A 19,372-nucleotide genomic window follows, 5' to 3' on the forward strand; every position below is an offset into this window, starting at 1 on the left:
TCTTTTGTTCGGAGAGAAGAGGCCTTAGGCCGCTTCGCGGATCACGGTCGGGAACACGTCGTCCATGCGCAGATAGGTGATCAGACGGTTTTCCATCGAGATGATGGCCTGGATGTAGCGCAGCTCTTCCACGCCGACGTCCGGGGCCGGCTGCAGGCTGTCGCGCGGCACGGTGAAGGTTTCCGACACGGCGTCGACCAGGATGCCGGCCAGGCGGTCCTGGCACTCGACGACCACGATAACGTGGCGGGTCTCGGGGATGGTGACGCCCAGGCCCAGGCGGTTGCGCAGGTCGATGACCGGCATGATCGCGCCCCGCAGGTTGATGACGCCGCGCATGTAGGCCGGCGCGTGCGGGATCGGGGTGGCCGGGGTCCAGCCGCGGATTTCGCGGACCGTCTTCACGTCGATGCAGAATTCCTGCTCGCCGATGCAGAACGAGATCAGTTCCAGCGCGGGCGCGGTGTTGTCGGTCATGGTCGTAGTCCCCGGTCGATGACTTGCCCGGAGCGGCGCGTTCGGCGCGCTCCCGTGGCTGGATGCCAGAAGAGCCCGAAGCGCCTTTAACAACCGTTAAGGCTGAGCTCGAAGGGGCGCGGTGCAATGTCGCGCCCCCTCGATTTGAGTCAGGGCGCGTCCAGCCCCTCGTCGCCCTCGTCCGACAGGTTGAACTCGTACCAGATGCCGTTCAGCACGCCGAAGCCGACGGCGAGGCCCAGGCCCAGGATCCAGGTGAAGTACCACATGGGTCGTTCTCCTCAGTACAGGTCGGGGTTGGTGGCGAGGGCGCCGGTGGTGCTGCGGCCCCACAGGACTTTGTAGACCCACGCCGTGTACAGCAGGATCAGCGGCAGGAAGACCGCCGTGACGATCATCATCACGAACAGCGTCAGGTGCGTGGACGAAGCGTTCCACACCGTCAGGCTCGAGCGCGGGTCGTAGCTGCTCGGCAGGATGAACGGGAACATCGACAGGCCCACGGTGGCGACGATGCCGACCGCCGAGGCCGAAGAGCCGCCGAACGCCGCCCAGGCCTTGTTGAACCGCATGCCGTAGAGCGCCAGGGCCGCACCGGCGAAGCCCAGCACCGGGGCGATGATCATCCAGCCGTGACGGCCGTAGTTGTCCAGCCACGCGCCCGGGGCCCGCACGGCGGCCGCGCCGCGCAGCGGGTTCGAGGGACCGGCCGCGTCGGCCAGGCCTTCGATCCGGAAGCCCATGCCGCCGAACGCCACCCAGAAGCCCCCGGCCGCGAACAGCACGATGCTGGCCAGGCCGGCGATCTCGCCAATGCGGCGGGCGCGTTCGGTGACCGGACCTTCCTCGGCCTTGACGGTCAGCCAGGCCGCGCCGTGCAGCACCAGCATCGACACCGACAGCAGGCCGCACAGCAGGGCGAACGGCGAGAACAGGCCGATGAAGGCGCCCTCGTAGAAGGCCCGCAGGTCGCTATCCAGGCGGAAGGGCGCGCCTTGCAGCACGTTGCCCATGGCCACGCCGAATACCAGCACCGGCACGAAGCCGCCGATGAACAGGCCCCAGTCCCAGAACGACCGCCAGCGCGGGTCCGGCCGCTTGGACCGGTACTTGAAGCTGACCGGCCGCAGGATCATCGCGGCCAGCACGACGAACATGGCCAGGTAGAAGCCCGAGAAGCTGATGGCGTAGACGAACGGCCAGGCCGCGAAGATCGCGCCGCCGCCCAGGATGAACCACACCTGGTTGCCTTCCCAGGTGGCCCCGACGGTGTTGATCACCATGCGCCGCTCGGCGTCGTCCTTGGCGACGAAGGGCAACAGAGCCCCCACGCCCATGTCGAAGCCGTCGGTGAGGGCGAAGCCGATCAGGAGGATGCCCACCAGGGCCCACCAGATGACGCGAAGGGTGGCGTAGTCGATTGGGAGTTCCATGACTCAGCGCTCCTTTAGGCCACGGCCGGTTCGGGCTCAGCGGGCTCGCCGTCGGGGACGGGGTCATGCTGAGCGAACGGGCCTTTCTTGATGGCGCGCAGGATCAGGCCGACCTCGACCACGGCCAGCGCGCCGTACAGCAGGGTGAACACCGCGATGCTGGTCAGCAGCTGCGGGACGGTCAGGCTGGAGGCCGACAGGAAGGTCGGCAGCACGCCGTCCACCGCCCAGGGCTGACGCCCCACCTCGGCCAGCACCCAGCCCAGCTCGGTGGAGATCCACGGCAGCGGCAGGGCCAGCACGGCGATCCAGAGGAACCACTTGGTGTCGTGCTTGCGCATCGTCACCAGCACGAAGGCGGTGGCGAACATCGCGATCATCAGCACCCCGATCCCGGCCATGATCCGGAAGCTCCAGAACATCACCGGCACATTGGGCACAGCGTCCCAGGCGGTCGTCTTGATCAGCTCAGGGCTCGCCTGGCGCGGATCGGCGACATAGCGCTTGAGCAGCAGGGCGTAGCCCAGGTCGCGGCGGTGCTGTTCGAAGGTGGCGCGGGCGGCGACGTCGTTGGGATTGACCTTCAGGGCTTCGACCGCGCCGTAGGCGATGACGCCGCTCTCGATGCGGTCCTCGGCCTTGGCGACCAGCGAGAAGATGCCCTCCACCGGCTTGTCGAAGCTGCGGGTGGCGATCAGGCCCAGGACATAGGGGATCTTGATCTCGGCGTGGGTCTTGCGTTCCTTGAGGTCCGGGATGCCGAAGGCGGTAAGGCCGGCCGGAGCCGCTTCCGTCTCCCACATGGCTTCCAGGGCCGCGAGCTTCATTTTCTGGTTGTCGGTCAGGGCGTAGCCGCTCTCGTCGCCCAGCACGACGACCGACAACGAGGACGCCAGGCCGAAGGCGGCGGCCACGGTCATCGACCGCTTGGCCACGCCGATGTGCTTGCCCTTGAGCAGGTACCAGGCCGAGACGCCCAGCACGAACACCGAGGCGATCACATAACCGGCGCTGACCGTATGCACGAACTTGGCCTGAGCGACGGGGTTGAACAGCACGTCGCGGAAGCTGGAGACCTCCATGCGCATGGTGTCGGGGTTGAAGGCCGCCCCGATCGGGTTCTGCATCCAGCCGTTGGCGACCAGGATCCAAAGCGCCGACAGGTTGGTGCCCAGGGCGACCATGAAGGTCACGAACAGGTGGCTGACGCGGGAAAGCTTGTCCCAGCCGAAGAACATCAGCCCGACGAAGGTGGCCTCCAGGAAGAAGGCCATCAGCCCTTCGATTGCCAGCGGGGCGCCGAAGATGTCGCCGACATAGTGCGAGTAGTAGGACCAGTTCATGCCGAACTGGAACTCCATGGTGATGCCGGTGGCGACGCCCAGGGCGAAGTTGATCCCGAACAGCACGCCCCAGAAACGCGTGACGGTTCGCCAGATCGGCCGCTTGGTCATCACATAGACGCTCTCCATGATGACCAGCATGAAGCTGAGCCCGATGGTGAGCGGAACGAACAGGAAGTGGTACAGGGCGGTCAGCGCGAACTGGAGGCGCGACAGGTCGATGACGGCGGGGTCCATGGACAGCTCCGAGACGAACGGCCGAAGATCACGCCGTTCGAGAGCCAAAGCTCCTAGACCGTCGCGACCGCCCGGTCCTTGATCGGGATCAAGGCTTCCGGATGAACCGACCCTACACTCAACCCATGGGCGCCCGCATAGTACAGATTGATCATATCTCGGTGGGCAAGGGCTGGTTGGCGGGGATAAGCCGCGTCGCGACCCCGGCTGGGCGACGCGCGCGGCTGCTTCCGTTGTTGGACGGCCTGGCCGCGATCGCCTTCGCGGCGGGGCTGGCGTTCGGGATCGACGCCATCGTCCGGAAGGCTCCGCTCACCCCGTGGCTGGCCCTGATGGTCACCGCCATGGCGATTCGCGGCGTGCTGGCCAACCTCGCCGGCGTCGCCGGAGCCCTGGCCGCGGCCGAGGGCAAGGCGGGCGTTCGCGCCGAGCTCGCCCGCTCGATCTTCGCCAAAAACACGTCTGGGGGCCCGCGTCGCCCGGCCGGCGAGGCGACCACCGCGCTGGTCGAAGGCGTCGAGGCCCTGGACGGGCTCTTCGCGCGCTTCTTGCCCGCTCGTCTGTCGGCCGCCGCCCTGCCGCTGCTGATGATCGCCGTCGCCGCGTTCGCCAGTCCGATCTGCGCCGGTATCCTGCTGGCGACCCTGATCCCCTTTATCGCCGCCATGGTCCTGGCCGGCACGGCCGCGGCGGCCGAGAGCCGCGCCCAGTTCCTGGCCCTGGAGCGATTGAGCGGCCTGTTCCTCGACCGCGTCCGCGCCCTGCCCGTGGTGCTGGCCTTCCAGGCCGAAGGGACGACCACGGCGGCCCTGAAGCGCTCGGCGTCCGAGCTGGCCGAGCGCACCATCCGCGTGCTGCGCGTGGCCTTCATCTCGTCGGCGGCGCTGGAGTTCTTCGCGGCCCTGTCGGTGGCGCTGGTGGCGGTCTATTGCGGCTTCAACCTGCTGCGCCTGCTGCCCTTCCCGGTCCCTGAGACCCTGGACCTGAAGCGCGCCTTCTTCGTCCTGGCCCTGGCCCCCGAGGTCTACGCCCCGATGCGCCGCCTGGCCGCCGCCTATCACGATCGCCAAGCGGCGGAGGCGGCGAGCGCCAGCCTGTCGACCTTCGTGGCGCCCGAACCTCGTCCGGTTGCGGCGGTGCTAGCCAAGGCCCCGACCATCCGGTTCGAGAACGTCACGGTCCGCTATCCCGACGCCGACGCGCCGGCGCTGGAGACCTTCTCGCTGGTCGCCGAGGCCGGGACCATCACCGCCCTGGTCGGCCCCAGCGGCGCGGGCAAGAGCTCGCTGCTGAACCTACTGCTGGATCTGGCGCCGCTCACGGCCGGCCGCATCGAGGCGGAAGGCGACATCGCCTGGGCCGGCCAGTCGCCGCTGATCCTGCCCGCCTCGATCGCCGACAACATTGCCCTGGCCAGACGCGACGCCAGCCGCGCCGAGATCGAAGCCGCCGCGAAGGCCGTCGACCTGATCCTCGACCGCCCTGGCGGCCTGGACTTCGTGCTCGACGAGCGCGGCAGCGGCCTCTCCGGCGGCGAGCGGCGACGCCTCTCCCTGGCCCGCGCCCTGCTCAAACCCGCCCCGATCCTGCTGCTGGACGAACCGACCGCGAACCTGGACGCAGCGTCCGAGGCCGCCCTGCTGGACGCCATCCGCGAAGCCGCCAAGGGCCGCACGACCCTCATCGCGACGCACTCGGAAGCCGTGGCCGCCCTCGCCGACCAGGTGGTGCGGCTGTGAGCCCGCTCGACCACCTGATCCGCGCCCAGAAGCGCGAACGCGCCGGCGCCCTGCAGCTGGCCATCGCCAGCGCGGTCGTTCTAGGCGCGGCGTCGACGGTGCTGATGGGCCTGTCGGGGTGGTTCATCGTCGCCAGCGCCCTCGCCGGCGCGGCGGGGCTGGCTGTAGCCCATACGTTCAACGTGCTGATCCCCAGCGCCCTGATCCGCCTGCTGGCCATAGGCCGCACCGCCGCGCGGTATGGCGAGCGGCTGTCGGGACACACCGCCGCCCTGCGCGCCCTGGCCGCCATCCGTCCGGCGGTGTTCGCGAGCCTCGCCGCCGCGCCGCCCTCGGAGGCCCTGGGCCTGTCACGCGGCGAGGCCTCCGCCCGGCTGGTGCAGGATGTCGACGCGATCGAGACCCGCTTCGTCCGGCTCTCCGCACCCTGGAGCGCAGTGGCGGGCCTGGCGTCGGCTATCGCCCTCGCCGCGTTGGCCGGCGTCGCACCGGCCGTCGTGATCCTGGTCGCGGCCCTGGCGGCGATCCTGGCCGCCCGCGCCCTGGCCAAACGCTTTTCGACCCCGGCCCGCGCCGCCATCCAGGCCAAGGTCGGAGCGCTGAAGGAGACTGCCGCCGCCCTGGTCGCCGCTTCCGCCGAGCTGCGCGCCTACGGCCTGGAGGCCTGGGCCGGTGAGACCCTGAACGCCAAGGCCGCAGAGCTGGACGGCGTCCGCCTGGCCGCCGCCCGCGCCCAGGGCATGATCGTCGCCAGCCAGGCGGTGATCCTCGGCGGCGCTGTCGCCGCCGCCATCGCGACCGCCGCGCCAACGGGTCCCGCGCTCGCGGCGCTGGCCGGTCTCGCCGCAGCCATGGGCGTCGACGCCCTGGCCGGCCTCGCCCACGCCTTCGACCAGGACGGCGCGGCGCGGGAAGCGCGCGAGCGGCTGGACACGATCCTACGTCACCAGCCACAGCCCTCGCCGAAGCTGGAAGGCGTCCCGACCCTTACGATCCTGGGCGAGACCCTGAACCCCGGCGAACGCCTGGCCATCGTCGGCCCCTCCGGCTGTGGCAAGACCACCGCCATCGAGACCCTGCTGGGGCTCCGAGGCGAGACCACCCTGCCCCGCGCCGCCTTCGCCTGGCTGCCGCAGGACGCCGGCCTGATCGCCGGCACGGTGCGCGAGAACCTCCGCATCGCCGCGCCCAAGGCGACCGACGATCAGCTGTGGGAAGTGCTGGAAGACGCCGCCCTGGCCGACCGCATCCGCGCCGCGCCGCAGGGCCTGGCCGCCTATCTCGGCGACGACGGCGAGCGGCTGTCGGGCGGCGAGCGCCGGCGGCTGGCCCTGGCCCGCGCCTATCTGCGCGACGCCCCGTGGCTGCTGCTGGACGAGCCGACCGAGGGCCTGGACGCGGTGACCGAAGCGCTTGTGGTGGAACGGCTGGAGCAGCGACTGGCCCGCACCGGCCAAGGCCTGGTGCTGATCAGCCACCGCGCGGCGCCCGCGGCGGTGTGTGGGCGGCGGGTGGAGATGAAGCGCCCGTAGACGCAAAGCGCAACAAGGCTTGTCGTCCCAGGTCGGCTGCGCCGCCCGGGATGACAAGCCTTGTTGCTCTGAAGGAGAGCGTTCTCCTACTTCATGTTCACGCGGATGTAGGTCACCAGCAACACCACGGCGAACGCGCTGAACGCCGCGATCACCAGACCCAGATACGCCATTTGCCCGCCCGACATCGAAATCTCCCTTTGATTGGCGGGAAGACCATCCGACCTACGCAGTGGCCCGTCCTTGACCTGGCTCAAAGCCGCGCGGCTATAAGGGCTCGAGACTTGGAGCACTCATGAAGCCGGCCCGGGGCCTGTCCTCGACCCTGTTCAGCGATCCGCACCCGACCGCCTACCTGGCCGCCTTCGCGGCGGTGATGGCGACGGCGGTCGCGCGCCTGTACCTGCCCGAGGCCTTCACCGCCCCGTCGTCGTTCCTGCTGTTCGTGCCGGCCGTGCTGGTCAGCGCCGCGCTGGGAGGCCTCGGCCCCGGCGTCTTCGCCACCACCTTCGCCTGGGGCACGGTGTGGTGGGTGACGCGGCACATCCCGTTCGACATGGTCAGCGGCCTGTCGGCGGCGATCTTCCTGTCGGTGGGCTTCGGCATGGCCGTGGGCGGCGGCTGGTTCCACGCCGCGCGGCGACGGGCGGCGGCGGTCAACGACCACCTGCGCTCGATCCTCGACACCGTACCCGACGGCGTGGTGGTCATCGACCGCGCCGGGATTATGACCTCGTTCAGCCCCGCCGCCGAGCGGATGTTCGGCTGGAAGGCGTCCGAGGTGCTGGGCCGGAACGTCAACCTGCTGATGCCCGAGCCCAATGCGGCCGCCCACGACAGCTACATCCAGCGCTACCACCGCACCGGCGAGAAACGGATCATCGGCGCCGGCCGCGTCGTGGTCGGCCAGCGCAAGGACGGCTCGACCTTCCCCATGGAGCTGGCGGTCGGCGAGACCAAGGGGCCGGTGCCCTCCTACACCGGCTTCATCCGCGACCTGACCGAGACGCAGGAGACCGAGACCCGCCTGCAGGAGCTGCAGAACGAGCTGGTCCACGTCTCGCGCCTGACGGCCATGGGCGAGATGGCCTCGACCCTGGCCCACGAGCTGAACCAGCCGCTGTCGGCCATCGCCAACCTGCTGACCGGATCGCGCCGCCTGATCGACCGGGGGCGCGAGGCCGACCAGGGCAAGGTGCGCGACGCCATCGACAAGGCCGCCAACCAGGCGCTGCGGGCCGGCGAGGTCATCCACCGCATGCGCGACTTCGTCCGCCGGGGGGCCAGCGAGCGCGCGACCGAGAGCCTGTCCAAGCTGATCGAGGAGGCTTCGGCCCTGGCTCTGATCGGCGAGAAGGACCGCCAGGTCGACGTGCGCCTGTCGCTGGATCCGGCCGCCGACGCGGTCTATGCCGACCGGGTCCAGGTGCAGCAGGTGCTGCTGAACCTGATCCGCAACGGCATCGACGCCATGCAGGACCAGAGCAGCCGTCGCCGTGGTCTGCTGATCACCACCGACGTCACCGAGGAAGGCTGGTCGCGGGTCAGCGTCGCCGACACCGGTCCGGGCATCGCCGACGAGGTGCGCGAGCGCCTGTTCCAGCCGTTCATGACCACCAAGCCGCAGGGCATGGGCGTGGGCCTGTCGATCTCGCGCTCGATCATCGAGGCCCATGGCGGCCGCATCTGGGCCGAGGCCAATCCCGACGGCGGGGCGCTGTTCCGCTTCACCCTGCCGCCCGCAGATCATCAGAAGGATATCGCCGATGACTGACTCAGCCGTCGTGCACGTGGTCGATGACGACGAAAGCGCCCGCGAGTCCCTGGCCTTCCTGCTGGAGTCGGCCGACTTCGAGGTCGTGGCCTATGCCAGCGCGCCGGCCTTCCTGGAGGCCCTGCCCGGCGCCCGGCCGGGTGTGATCATCACCGACGTCCGCATGCCCGAGATGAGCGGCCAGGAGCTGGTCGCCCGGCTGGCGGCGCTGAAGATCCGCATGCCGATCATCATGATCACCGGCCACGGCGACATCCCGATGGCGGTCGAGGCCATGCGCTCGGGCGTCATCGACTTCATCGAGAAGCCGTTCTCGGAAGCGCGCATGCTGGACGCCCTGGAACGCGCCATCAAGGCCGCGGAGGCCTCGCCCGTCACCGACGACCAGGCCGCCATCCTGCATCGCCTGGAGACCCTGTCCGAACGCGAACGCCAGGTGCTGGACGGGGTGGTGGCGGGGCATGCGAACAAGGTGATCGCGCGGGAGCTGGGGATCAGCCCCCGGACGGTCGAGATCTATCGCGCCAAGCTGATGACCAAGATGCAGGCCGACAACCTGGCGGCCCTGGTGCGGATGACGTTGTCGGCACGCGCGGGCTAGGCGCGGCCGAGGACCTCACTAAGCCGCTCGCTCAGCGCATCGCCCAGCAGCGGCTTCTCCACCACCGACACGCCGCGCACGCCGCGCCGCAGCAGACGTTCGGCGTCGCCGGTCAGGATGATGGTCGGCAGGCCCTCGACGGGTCCGTCCCACGCCTCGCCGCCGTCGTCGATGACCACCGCCGCCACGGGGCGCCCATCGGGTCGCGTGGCCACTCTGTAGCCCTCGGTCTCCAGCGAAAAGCGCAGCGCCTCGCGCAGGGGCTCGTCGGCGACGAGAAGCAGGATCAGGGGGCGGTTGGGCATTTTGACATCTTGCGCGGCCCGCGCGCCGAAACCCTTGATCCGGCTCAAACACGCCTCACCCGCATCCCCGCGTAAGGGGGTTTCCTTAGGCGCGGCTCCCGAATGTTCGCAGAGACGGAAAAGGCGCAAAGACCTTAGCAACAGAAGGGTCTTTCCATGCTGTCTCCGCTCCGCATCGACGACGCCACACCCATCGCCCTGGATCCGGTCCTGGCCATCCCCGGCGCCTGCCCGCACTTCACCCGCGACGCGGAGATTTTCGGCGAGGGCGAGACCGCCGCCCATGTCTACCAGGTGGTGTCGGGCGCGGTGCGCACCTACCGCATCCTGCGCGACGGCCGCCGGCAGATCGACGAGTTCCACTTCGCCGGCGACTATTTCGGCCTGGAGATGGGCGAGGCCCACCGGGTCACGGCCGAGGCCATGACAGAGGCCAGCATCCGCATGATCCGCCGCGGGGCGCTGAGCGAGCTGGCCGCCCGGCGCGGCGACGCGGCCCGGGCCCTGTTCCGCCTGACCGCCGAGGGCCTGCAGCGCAGCCAGGACCACGTGCTGATGCTGGGCCGCCGTTCGGCCCAGGAGCGGGTCGTGGGCCTGCTGCTCGACATCGCCGAACGCACCCACGCTGCCGCCGAACTGGACGTACCGATGGGCCGCCAGGACATGGCCGACTATCTGGGCCTGACGATCGAGACGGTGTCGCGGACGCTGACGGCCTTGCAGGACGAGGGGTTGATCGCGTTGCCGACGGTGCGGCACGTGGTGCTGAAGGACCGGCGGGCGCTGGAGCGGATGGTCGACTAGACCCCGCCCTCGTCCGTCCGCTCAAGCCCCGCGATCGTCGCCTCTTCCCGCGCGCCGCCCTTGTCGATCGCGCTCAGCACGGCCTGACGCAGGGCGTAGCCGAGCAGGGCCGCCAGGATCACGGCGTTCAGAACGAACGGGCCCCAGCCGATCTTCTCGTAGAGCAGCACGAACAGCGGGGCGACCACGACATTGAGGCCGTTGATCGCGGCGATGGCCCCGGCCGCGCCGGCCTGGTCCTTGGCGTCGACCGACAGCGAGGCTCCCGCCGTGAAGCCGGGCCGCGCAAAGCCGTAGCCCAGGCTGGCGATGGCGTAGCCGATGGCGACGGCGGCGTAGTCCGGGGCGAAGGCGACGATGATGTTGCCCAGGGCCGCGCAGCCGACGCCCCAGCGCATCAGCTCGCGCGGGCCCATCTGGAACATGCGGATCAGGCCCCACTGGGCCAGCAGGCCCGCCACCGCGCCGGCGGCCATGGCCAGGGTGATGAAGCCCTGGGCCTTGACCGGCTCCAGGCCCAGCTTGTCGATGATGAGGAAGCCCAGGGTCTGGGTTTGGGCCGTCTGGCACGAGGCGACCAGGAAGCCGAAGATCAGGAAGGGCTTCAGACGTGGGTCCTTCCATAGCGCCGCGCCCTCGCCGCGCCAGGGCAGGCCGAACCGGCGGTGGCGCGGCGGGGTCTCGCCGCGGCCGGGCTTGAAGGTCTCGGGCAGGCCGCGATGGACGACGAGCATCATCGCCGCGGCCACGATCGCGAAGGCGAACATCGGCCCGGCCAGGCCGACGACGGGCAGCACGAACAGCGGGGCCAGCAGCGGCCCGACCACGGTGCCCAGGCCGAACGCCCCGGCCAGGGTGGCCATGGTCTGGGTGCGCTCCTCGCGGGTGGTGCGCTCGGCCATATAGGCCTGGGTCGCCGGATTGGCCGCCGAGCCGAAGCCGCCGAACAGCGCCCGGCACAGCAGGAACAGCACGAAGATCACCATCGGCGGCGCCAGGTGGTGCAGGCCGGCCGAGACCACCAGGGCGCACAGCAGCATCGAGATGGAGAAGCCCGCCAGGCCCAGCAGGATCAGCGGCTTGCGGCCCCTGAGGTCCGATTGCCTCGCCCAGATCGGCGAGGTCACGGCCCACAGCACCGCCGACAGCGAGAAGATCCCCGCCACCAGGGCGTCGGGAATGCCGATCTGGCGACCGATCGCCGGCAGCACCGACAGCATGCCGGTATTCCCCAGGGCGGTCGCGACCGACACGCCGAAGAGGATGGCGAATGCGCGCCGGTGTTCCGACGCTGGCTTTATCTCCCCACTCATCAAACGATCGTTAGACCCCGCAAGCTTCACACGCAATGTGTCGCAGGTCACATCGCCAGGCCCGGGCCGCGTGAGAACGTTGGATTAATCATTAACCGAGATGATGCGCCGTCATTCTAGGGGTCGGGTCACCACATGTTCCAGATCATCGGCATCGTGCTGCTCTTCGGCCTGGTGTTCGGCAGCTACATCATCTCGGGCGGCAAGATGGACGTGATCATTCACGCCGCGCCGCACGAACTGATGGCCATCGGCGGCGCCGGTGTCGCCGCATTCCTGATCTCCAACTCCATGACCGTCATCAAGGCGACCATGGGCGGCTTCGGCAAGATCTTCGCCGGCCCCAAGTGGAAGCCGCAGGACTATCGCGACCTGCTGTCCCTGCTGTTCCTGCTGACCAAGACGATGAAGTCCAAGGGCGTCATCGCCCTGGAAGCCCACATCGAAAAGCCGCACGAGAGCACGATCTTCTCGCGCTACCCCAAGATTTCCCACGACCACTTCGCCGTCGACTTCATCTGCGACACCCTGCGGATGATGACCATGAACCTGGAGGATCCCCACCAGGTCGAGGACGCGATGGAGAAGCAGCTCGAGAAGCACCACCACGAGGCCCACCAGGCCGCCCACGCCCTGACCATGCTGTCGGACGGCCTGCCCGCCCTGGGTATCGTCGCCGCCGTGCTGGGCGTCATCAAGACCATGGGCTCGATCACCGAACCGCCGGCCGTCCTGGGCGGCATGATCGGCGGCGCTCTGGTCGGGACGTTCATGGGCGTGTTCATGGCCTATGGCCTGGTCGGCCCGATGGCTCAACGCCTGGGCTCGGTGCTGGACGAGGACCACTCGTTCTACAAAATCATCCAGGCCGTCCTGGTCGCCCACCTGCACGGCAACGCCGCCCAGATCTCGGTCGAGATCGGCCGTGGCAACGTGCCCAGCAGCGCCCAGCCCAGCTTCGCCGAGCTGGAAGAAGCCCTGTCGCAGATCCCCAACGAGTAGCAGGTTAGCGCGTCGTAACTTGCACGCGCTTTCGAACCGGTATTCCTTTGCCGTCAACGAACGACGTAAGGGGAACCCCATGAGCACCATTCGCAAACTGCTGATCGCCGGCGTGGCCATCTCGGCCCTGTCGCTGGCCGCCTGCGGCAAGAAGGAAGAGGCCCACGGCGCCGAAGACGCCGCCGCCAAGGCCGCCGCCGCCGACGCCTCCACCGTGACCGACGCCGCCTCGGCCCAGGACCAGGCCAGCGCCGACGCCAACAAGGCCGCCGCTGACGCCGCCGCCGCGCCTGCCGATCCGGCCGACGCCGCGACCCAGACCGCCGCTGACGCCGCGGCCACGGGCGCGACCTCGGCGCCGGCCGCCGAAGCCGCCAAGCCGGAAGAGAAGAAGGCGGCGCACTAAGCGCCTCGTCTTTCGGAAGATCGGAAAGGGCCGCCCCATTCGGGCGGCCCTTTTTCGTTGACGGTGGGCGCGAGCCGGCGCTCTAGCACCCTGATGGATCCCACCGCCCCTTCCCCCCTCGTCTGGCGCGAGGACGGCCTGCCGCAGTCGAGCCTGTACGGCGACGTCTATTTCTCCAGCGTCGACGGTCTGGCCGAGACGCGGGCGGTGTTCCTGGTCGGCTGCGGGCTGCCCGAGCGGCTCTCCAGCAACACCGTCGTTGGCGAGCTGGGCTTCGGCTCGGGCCTGAACATCGCCGCCCTGCTGGACCTGTGGCGGCGGGAGAAGCCCGAGGGCGGCAAGCTCCACATCTTCTCGATCGAGGCCCATCCGCTGGACCGCGACGAGGCCGCCCGCATCCTGGCCCACTGGCCCGAGCTGGGCGACGCCGCCCAGGTGCTGTTGGACCACTGGCCGGGCAAGGCGCGAGGGTTCCACCGCGTCGACCTGCCTGGCTTCGACGCCGTGCTGGACCTGGCGGTCATGGATGTGGTCGAGGCGCTGGAGGCCTGGGACGGCGCCGCCGACGCCTGGTTCCTGGACGGCTTCTCCCCGGCCCTGAACCCGGCCATGTGGCGCGAGGAGGTGCTGGCCGCCGTCGCCAGCCGCAGCGCGCCGGGCGCGAAAGCGGCGACCTTCACCGTGGCCGGGGCCGTGCGGCGCGGCCTCCAGGCCGCCGGCTTCGAGATCGCCAAGCGTCCCGGCTTTGGCCGCAAGCGCGAGCGGTTGGAAGCCTGGCTGCCGGGCGAGCGCGAAACCCCGCCGCGCCCGACCAGCCTGGCCGTCATCGGCGGCGGCATCGCTGGAGCCTCATTGGCCCGCGCCGCTCGCGCCGAAGACCTCGCGGTCACCGTCATCGACGACCCGGACGGCGTCGCCGCCTCGGGCAACCCGGCCGCCCTGGTCACGCCCGCCCTGGACGCCGGCGGCGGCCCTCGCGCGGCGCTCTACGCCCAGGCCCTGGCCCGCGCCGTTCGCCTCTACGGCGCCGAACCCGGCGCGGTGATCGCCCATAAGGTCACGCAACTGGCCACCACCGACCGCGACCCCGTCCGCTTCGCCAAGGTCGCCGAGCAGGACCTGTTCGAGCCCGGCGCGATGCAGGTGACGGACGTGGGCCTCGCGATGACGACCAGCCTCGTCATCCAGCCCTCGGTCGTCACCGCCGCCTGGTCCGGCGAGATCGTCCGCCGCCGCGTGGCCCGGCTGGAGCGCGACGGCGACGGCTGGCGGCTCCTGGACGCCGCCGGAGACCTGATCCTGCGCGCCGACCGCGTGGCCCTGGCCGGCGGCGCCGCCTCGACCGATCTCGCGCCCCTGCCCCTCAAGCCCGTGCGCGGCCAAGCCAGTTGGACGGACGCGCAGCCCCCCGCCCCCACGGCGTTCGGCGGCTATGCGATCCCTACCCGGGGCGGCGTGCTGTTCGGCGCCACCCACGATCGCGGCGAGACCGCTGCGGACGTCCGCCCCGAGGACCACGCCCGCAACCTCGAAACCTTGGCCAAGGGCCTACCCGACCTGGCGCAATCCCTGGCGGGCAATGCCTTCGAAGGCCGCGCCGCCATCCGCGCCACGACGCCGGATCGCCTGCCGCTGGCCGGGATCTCCGACGACGGCCTGCTGGTCCTGACCGGCCTGGGCTCGCGCGGCTTCTGCCTGGTGCCACTGCTGGCCGAGCACCTGGTCGCCCGGATGCTGGGCCTGCCCTCGCCGCTGCCGCGCATTTTGTCGCACCTGGTTGAATCTCGCCGTTTCGACTCGCCTGACACGAGCACGGGCGTATAGTCGAACACGGTTATCGGAGCGCGGAAGCGGTCCCCCTTTCCCGCGTCCCACTCCATTTCCAGAATACGGCCGGCTGCCCCTTCATGCCGACCGCGCGACGGCGGCCCTCCGCCCTCTTGGTCCGCCGGATCGGACGCTCCCGACGCCCCATCGGGAGCGTCTTTTCGTTGTGGGCCCCAACCAAGGAAGAATGGCGACCAAAGAAAAAGGGGCCGACCCGAAGGCCGACCCCTTTCCCCACCAATTTTAGTCTTCTTGTTTTTTAGAACGTGATCGACACCGTCGAGCGGCGGTTCAGCGGTTCCTTGACGCCATCACCGGTGGCGACGGCCGGAGCGCTTTCGCCCTTCCAGTCGACCGACAGCGCGGTGGCGGCGACGCCCTGGCTGACCAGGCCATCGGCCACGGCCTTGCCGCGACGTTCCGAGAGCTTCTGGTTGTAAGCGTTCGAGCCCGAAGTGTCGGTGTGACCCGTCACGACGATCTTCGAAGCGCCGCCAGCCTTGGCGTATTCAGCGGCCTGTTGGACCACGGCCTGGGCTTCCGGCGTCAGCACGTACTGATCGAACGGGAAGTAGACCACGAACTCACGCGACTCGTAGGCCGGAGGAGCCGGAGGCGGCGGCGGGGGAGCCGGCGGCTCGGGCGGCGGCGGCGGGGGCGGAGGCGGCGGGGGCGGCGGCGGCGGGGGGGGCGGCGGCGACCCGAAGGTGTAGCGCAGGCCCAGGGTCACCGAGGTGTCCTTGTAGCGGCCCGAGAAGGTGCCGACGTCCGTGATCGAACCACCGGCCGGGCCGGCGTTCTGCGTCACCGAACCCCAGTCCAGCTTGGACGTGCGCAGGTAACGGCCGGTCAGGTCCAGAGCCCAGTTCGGCGAGAAGTTCCACGCCACGCCCAGGATGCCCTGCATGGCGAAAGCCTGGTCGACGTCGTCGAAGCTGGTGTTCTGGTAGATGGCGGCGCCGGCCGGGACGCCCGACAGCTGGCCATAGACCTTGTTGTGCACCCAGGCCGTACCGACACCGGCGCCGATGAACGGGCTGATGCTGGAGTCGGGGGCCACGTCGTAGATGAAGTTGGCCATCGCCGTGGTGGCCTTCAGGCTGCCCTTGGGCTCACCGCAGGCCGGCGAAGCCGAGGTGCGGCCGACGCCGGCGGTGCAGAGACCGATCGGCTGGCCAGCGCTGGAGCCGACGCCGCGGACGCTCTTGAAGTCGCCCGGACGATAGCCGTACTCGCCTTCGATGCGGAAGTTCGGCGTGAAGCGATAGCCGAAGCGGCCAAACGCGGCCCAGTCCTTATCCGCCGAGAAATCCCACTGATAGTTGTTCGTGGACGTCGCCTTGACCGAGTCCGGCTCATGATAGCCGGCGTCAGCCGCGACATACCAACCGCTCGTGGCGCTCTGGGCCAAGGCGCCCGTGGCGGCGCTCAGCGCAACCGCCGCGACGCTGACCAGCAACCGCATCTTCATGGATGTACCCTCTTCAATCGAAATGTCGCGGGCCCGACTTGCCCGGCTCAGCACGACAAACGCGCCATGTCGGAAAACAGGTGTGGCGCGAACGCCACACCGGCGCCATGAATGTGAAAATTGTGGCGGCCGGCGCCATGCTCCGGCGACGCTTAGCTTGGCTGGAGAACTGCGCTCACTTGTCGCAAATAGCCGAGATTGCAGGAGAAATCGGCATTCACCATACTGCCTGCGAGTGTCGCGTGGAGTATCGTCGTGAGCATTGAACCTTTCCCTCTGGCGACGGATGTTTCTTCGGGAACGTCGGGCGCGATCACGGGCGGCGAGCAGCCGAACGCCTTCGTCAACGCCGACTCCCGGGCCGGCGTCGTGGCCGGCAAGCCCAGCCTGACGGTCGACCAGGCCGCCTCGCAGCTGATCCGCGGCGAGCCTGGCTGGTCCTCGGCCCTGCAGAAGGCCGCGACCGTCACCTATGCGTTCCGTGAGACCGCGCCCGGCTCGATGCCCAGCGACACCGCGTCGTTCTCGCAGTTCAGCGCCGCCCAGATCGTCCAGACCGAGAAGGCGCTGGCCGCCTGGTCGGACGTGGCCAATGTCGTGTTCACCCGGGTCGGATCGGGAACCGGCGCCGACGCCTACAGCAACATCGCCTCGATCCTGTTCAGCAACTACGGCAGCGGCCAGTCCGGCGCGGCGGCCTTCGCCTACTATCCCGGCAACGCCTCGCCCGGCAGCATCTCCGGCGACGTCTGGATCAACGCCAGCCTGGGCTACAACGCCAGTCCCACCGGCACGAACTATGGCGGCATGGTGCTGGTCCACGAGATCGGCCACGCCATCGGTCTGGCCCACCCGGCCGACTATGACGCCGAGGCCGACACCACCCTCAGCTACGCCGCCAACGCCGAGTATTACGAGGACAGCCGCCAGTACACGGTGATGTCCTATTTCGGCGAGGCCAACACCGGCGGTTCGTTCGGCGGCACCTACGCCTCCTCGCCGCTGCTCGACGACATCGCCGCGGCCCAGCTGGCCTACGGCGCCAACATGACCACCCGCACCGGCGACACGGTCTATGGCTTCAACTCGAACGCCGGCCGCGACTGGTTCAGCGCGACCTCGTCCTCGGCCAAGCTGATCTTCGCCGCCTGGGACGCCGGCGGCGTCGACACCTTCGACTTCTCGGGCTTCAAGGTCGCCCAGACCATCGACCTGCGCGCGGGCTACTTCTCCAGCGTCGGCGGGCTGACGGGCAACGTCACCATCGCCATGGGCGCGACCATCGAGAACGCGGTCGGCGGCACGGCTGCCGACATCATCAACGGCAACACCGCCGCCAACCGCATCGTCGGCGGCCAGGGCAATGACACCCTCGACGGCGGCCGCGGCTTCGACACCGCCGTCTATGCCGGCAAGTTCGGCAGCTACGCCATCAGCGCCAAGGCCGACGGCGGCTGGCAGATCAAGGACAACGGCAGCGCCGGCGAAGGGACCGACGGCATCATCAACATCGAGAGCCTGGCCTTCTCGGACCGCACCGTCTCGATCGTCGACAGCCGCGTGGCCACGGCCATCACCAACGTACTGCGCATCGCCGCCTTCTCGGCCGGCGGCGACGCCACGGTCAAGACCATCGCCACGGCCATGGCCGGCGGGACCAGCTATACGGACGCCATCACCCTGGTCACCAAGACGGCGATCTCGACCAGCGAAGTGGCGGTGCTGTCCTACCAGTTCTTCACCGGCAAGACGCCGACGGCGGCGGGCATGGACTATCTGGTCAATCCCGACGGCCAGAACGTCAACACCCTCAACAGCGCCTACTACCAGTCGTTCAACATCGAGAACCGCTACATCAATTTCGCGGTCAATCTGGGAAAGGTCGGCGAAGGCGCGGCCAGCTTCGCCACGACCTATGGCGGGCTCACGCTGGAGGCCTCCACCAGCGCCGCCTACGCCAAGATCTTCGGCGCGGCCCCGACCTCAGCCAAGGTCCACGAGCTGCTGGACACCACTTTCAGCTTCGGCGGCCAGACGATCACCCGCGCCCAGTACTTTGCCTACTACGGCGGCGACGGGCTGAACGGCCAGGGGACCAAGGCGGCCATGGTCGGCTGGCTGATGGCCGAGGCCGCCAAGGCCGACATCGGAGTCTACGCCAAGTCGGCCGACGCCCTGTTCGCCGACCAGGTCAGCCACAATGTCTACGGCGTCGACCTGATCGGGACCTACGCCAAGGCGGAATACAACCTCGTCTGAATCCAATGAGAGCGTGGCGCGTTTCCTCCCGCAGGAGACCGCCCCCCGAAAGAGATCAGGCATGCCCTTCACCGTCCGCGCCCGCCACCTGCACGGCCATCACGATGGCCGCTCTGTCGACGAGCCCAGCCCCGAGGCGGCCGCCCTGGCCTATCTCGAGGACTTCTCTCACGACGCGGACAATGACGAGACCGTGGCCGTGATCGTCCGCGACGACGACACCGGCCGCGAGCAGTGCTTCCGCGTCGACCTGGCGACCGGCGAGACCGCGCCCTGCGGCTAGGCCTTCGAGGCCTTGCCCGGCTTGGCTTTGAGGATGGCCAGGGCCTCCCACGGCTTGCCCTTGACCGCCACGCCCGCCGCCAGCCCCGCGACGAACGCGCCGCTGGGATGGGCCTGGATCAGATCCACGATCCGCTGCTCGATCGAGGCCCGCCGATGGCGCGCGCGATGCTGCTTGTGCGCCAGGCTCCACACCGCGACCGTGACCCCGGCCAGGGCCGTCACCGCCACATAGGCCCAAGCCCGCCCCAGATGCGGCGCCAGGAACGCGAACACCGCCATCGCCCCCGTCACCGCCGCGATCGCCGCCGCCATGACCAGCCCCGCACCGGTCATCAGCCGCGAAATCAGGTCATCGATGAAGTCGTCCAGCATGTGTGAGCCTCCAGCCTTGCTGGAGGTCAACGTCGCAAACGCCGTTTGGCGCCGCGCGCTGGCGCGCGGGCGTCGGAAAGGTCGTCAGAATGAGGAGCGACCTGCTGGACGCCAGGCGGTTCTGGTGAGTTGGGAATTCTGAAGTCCAGAAACGAAAAAAGCCGCCCGAAGGCGGCTGTTTCGTAGAAGACC

Annotated in this window: 18 protein-coding genes; 10 read left to right on the forward strand and 8 right to left on the reverse strand. The window is 69.4% G+C overall.

The window, feature by feature from the left end; translation table 11 throughout:
* Nucleotides 1-24 precede the first annotated feature (24 nt).
* From AC1RR5_RS15485 to AC1RR5_RS15500, 4 genes are all read right to left on the reverse strand, one after another.
* On the reverse strand, nt 25-477 hold the full coding sequence (locus AC1RR5_RS15485) for a chemotaxis protein CheW (protein ID WP_454714141.1): 453 nt from the start codon (nt 475-477) through the stop codon (nt 25-27).
* Nucleotides 478-626: 149 nt separating this feature from the next.
* On the reverse strand, nt 627-746 hold the full coding sequence (gene cydX / locus AC1RR5_RS15490) for a cytochrome bd-I oxidase subunit CydX (RefSeq protein ID WP_291871791.1): 120 nt from the start codon (nt 744-746) through the stop codon (nt 627-629).
* 12 nt (nt 747-758) lie between these two features.
* A complete protein-coding gene (gene cydB, locus AC1RR5_RS15495; RefSeq protein WP_492922614.1) occupies nt 759-1,910 on the reverse strand; it encodes a cytochrome d ubiquinol oxidase subunit II in 1,152 nt (383 codons plus the stop codon).
* Between the two features lie 14 nt (nt 1,911-1,924).
* Complete coding sequence (locus tag AC1RR5_RS15500; protein WP_492922616.1) at nt 1,925-3,490, reverse strand: cytochrome ubiquinol oxidase subunit I; 1,566 nt, start codon at nt 3,488-3,490, stop codon at nt 1,925-1,927.
* A gap of 125 nt (nt 3,491-3,615) precedes the next feature.
* Between AC1RR5_RS15500 and cydD the strand changes: the two genes are divergently transcribed.
* The 4 genes from cydD (at nt 3,616) to fixJ (ending at nt 9,136) form a co-directional block, all read left to right on the forward strand.
* Nucleotides 3,616-5,229 carry a thiol reductant ABC exporter subunit CydD gene (gene cydD, locus AC1RR5_RS15505; protein ID WP_492922670.1) on the forward strand — a complete coding sequence of 538 codons (1,614 nt, stop codon included), beginning with the start codon at nt 3,616-3,618 and terminating at the stop codon, nt 5,227-5,229.
* Nucleotides 5,226-6,761, forward strand: coding sequence for an ATP-binding cassette domain-containing protein (locus AC1RR5_RS15510; protein WP_492922618.1), 1,536 nt, complete (start codon nt 5,226-5,228; stop codon nt 6,759-6,761). The genes cydD and AC1RR5_RS15510 overlap by 4 nt, the downstream gene beginning before the upstream one ends.
* Before the next feature lie 295 nt (nt 6,762-7,056).
* A complete protein-coding gene (locus AC1RR5_RS15515; RefSeq protein ID WP_492922620.1) occupies nt 7,057-8,535 on the forward strand; it encodes a PAS domain S-box protein in 1,479 nt (492 codons plus the stop codon).
* Nucleotides 8,528-9,136: a response regulator FixJ gene (gene fixJ, locus AC1RR5_RS15520; protein WP_492922622.1), complete on the forward strand. Its 609-nt coding sequence runs from the start codon at nt 8,528-8,530 to the stop codon at nt 9,134-9,136. Before AC1RR5_RS15515 ends, fixJ begins: the two co-directional genes overlap by 8 nt.
* Here the strand turns inward: fixJ and fixT are convergent.
* A complete protein-coding gene (fixT, locus tag AC1RR5_RS15525; protein WP_492922624.1) occupies nt 9,133-9,441 on the reverse strand; it encodes an oxygen-responsive sensory/signaling system negative regulator FixT in 309 nt (102 codons plus the stop codon). The two genes, fixJ and fixT, sit on opposite strands and share 4 nt — an antisense overlap.
* A 156-nt stretch (nt 9,442-9,597) precedes the next feature.
* On the opposite strand from fixT, the gene fixK reads away from it, so the two are divergent.
* Nucleotides 9,598-10,245, forward strand: coding sequence for a transcriptional regulator FixK (gene fixK / locus AC1RR5_RS15530; RefSeq protein ID WP_492922626.1), 648 nt, complete (start codon nt 9,598-9,600; stop codon nt 10,243-10,245).
* Here the strand turns inward: fixK and AC1RR5_RS15535 are convergent.
* Nucleotides 10,242-11,558 (reverse strand): MFS transporter, encoded by a 1,317-nt coding sequence (locus tag AC1RR5_RS15535; protein ID WP_492922628.1) that lies wholly within the window; start codon nt 11,556-11,558, stop codon nt 10,242-10,244. The two genes, fixK and AC1RR5_RS15535, sit on opposite strands and share 4 nt — an antisense overlap.
* 135 nt (nt 11,559-11,693) lie before the next feature.
* On the opposite strand from AC1RR5_RS15535, the gene motA reads away from it, so the two are divergent.
* The 3 genes from motA (at nt 11,694) to mnmC2 (ending at nt 14,790) form a co-directional block, all read left to right on the forward strand.
* Nucleotides 11,694-12,560, forward strand: a complete 867-nt coding sequence (gene motA / locus AC1RR5_RS15540) for a flagellar motor stator protein MotA (RefSeq protein WP_492922630.1) — start codon at nt 11,694-11,696, stop codon at nt 12,558-12,560.
* A 79-nt stretch (nt 12,561-12,639) separates the two neighbouring features.
* On the forward strand, nt 12,640-12,966 hold the full coding sequence (locus tag AC1RR5_RS15545; protein WP_492922632.1) for a hypothetical protein: 327 nt from the start codon (nt 12,640-12,642) through the stop codon (nt 12,964-12,966).
* Between the two features lie 93 nt (nt 12,967-13,059).
* Entirely contained in the window at nt 13,060-14,790 is a 1,731-nt protein-coding gene (gene mnmC2 / locus AC1RR5_RS15550; RefSeq protein WP_492922634.1) for a tRNA (5-methylaminomethyl-2-thiouridine)(34)-methyltransferase MnmC2, read from the forward strand.
* Nucleotides 14,791-15,052: 262 nt separating this feature from the next.
* Here mnmC2 and AC1RR5_RS15555 read toward each other — a convergent pair whose 3' ends face one another.
* Nucleotides 15,053-16,264 (reverse strand): OmpA family protein, encoded by a 1,212-nt coding sequence (locus AC1RR5_RS15555; RefSeq protein WP_492922636.1) that lies wholly within the window; start codon nt 16,262-16,264, stop codon nt 15,053-15,055.
* Nucleotides 16,265-16,519: 255 nt separating this feature from the next.
* On the opposite strand from AC1RR5_RS15555, the gene sapA reads away from it, so the two are divergent.
* Together sapA and AC1RR5_RS15565 are read left to right on the forward strand one after the other, a co-directional pair.
* On the forward strand, nt 16,520-18,523 hold the full coding sequence (sapA, locus tag AC1RR5_RS15560) for a protease SapA (protein ID WP_492922638.1): 2,004 nt from the start codon (nt 16,520-16,522) through the stop codon (nt 18,521-18,523).
* 61 nt (nt 18,524-18,584) lie between these two features.
* Entirely contained in the window at nt 18,585-18,806 is a 222-nt protein-coding gene (locus tag AC1RR5_RS15565; protein ID WP_492922640.1) for a DUF5961 family protein, read from the forward strand.
* On the opposite strand, the gene AC1RR5_RS15570 is transcribed toward AC1RR5_RS15565, so the two are convergent.
* A complete protein-coding gene (locus tag AC1RR5_RS15570; protein ID WP_492922642.1) occupies nt 18,803-19,180 on the reverse strand; it encodes a hypothetical protein in 378 nt (125 codons plus the stop codon). The genes AC1RR5_RS15565 and AC1RR5_RS15570 overlap by 4 nt on opposite strands.
* Between the last annotated feature and the right edge of the window lie 192 nt (nt 19,181-19,372).

This window comes from Caulobacter sp. GW821-FHT11E11, assembly GCF_058808315.1.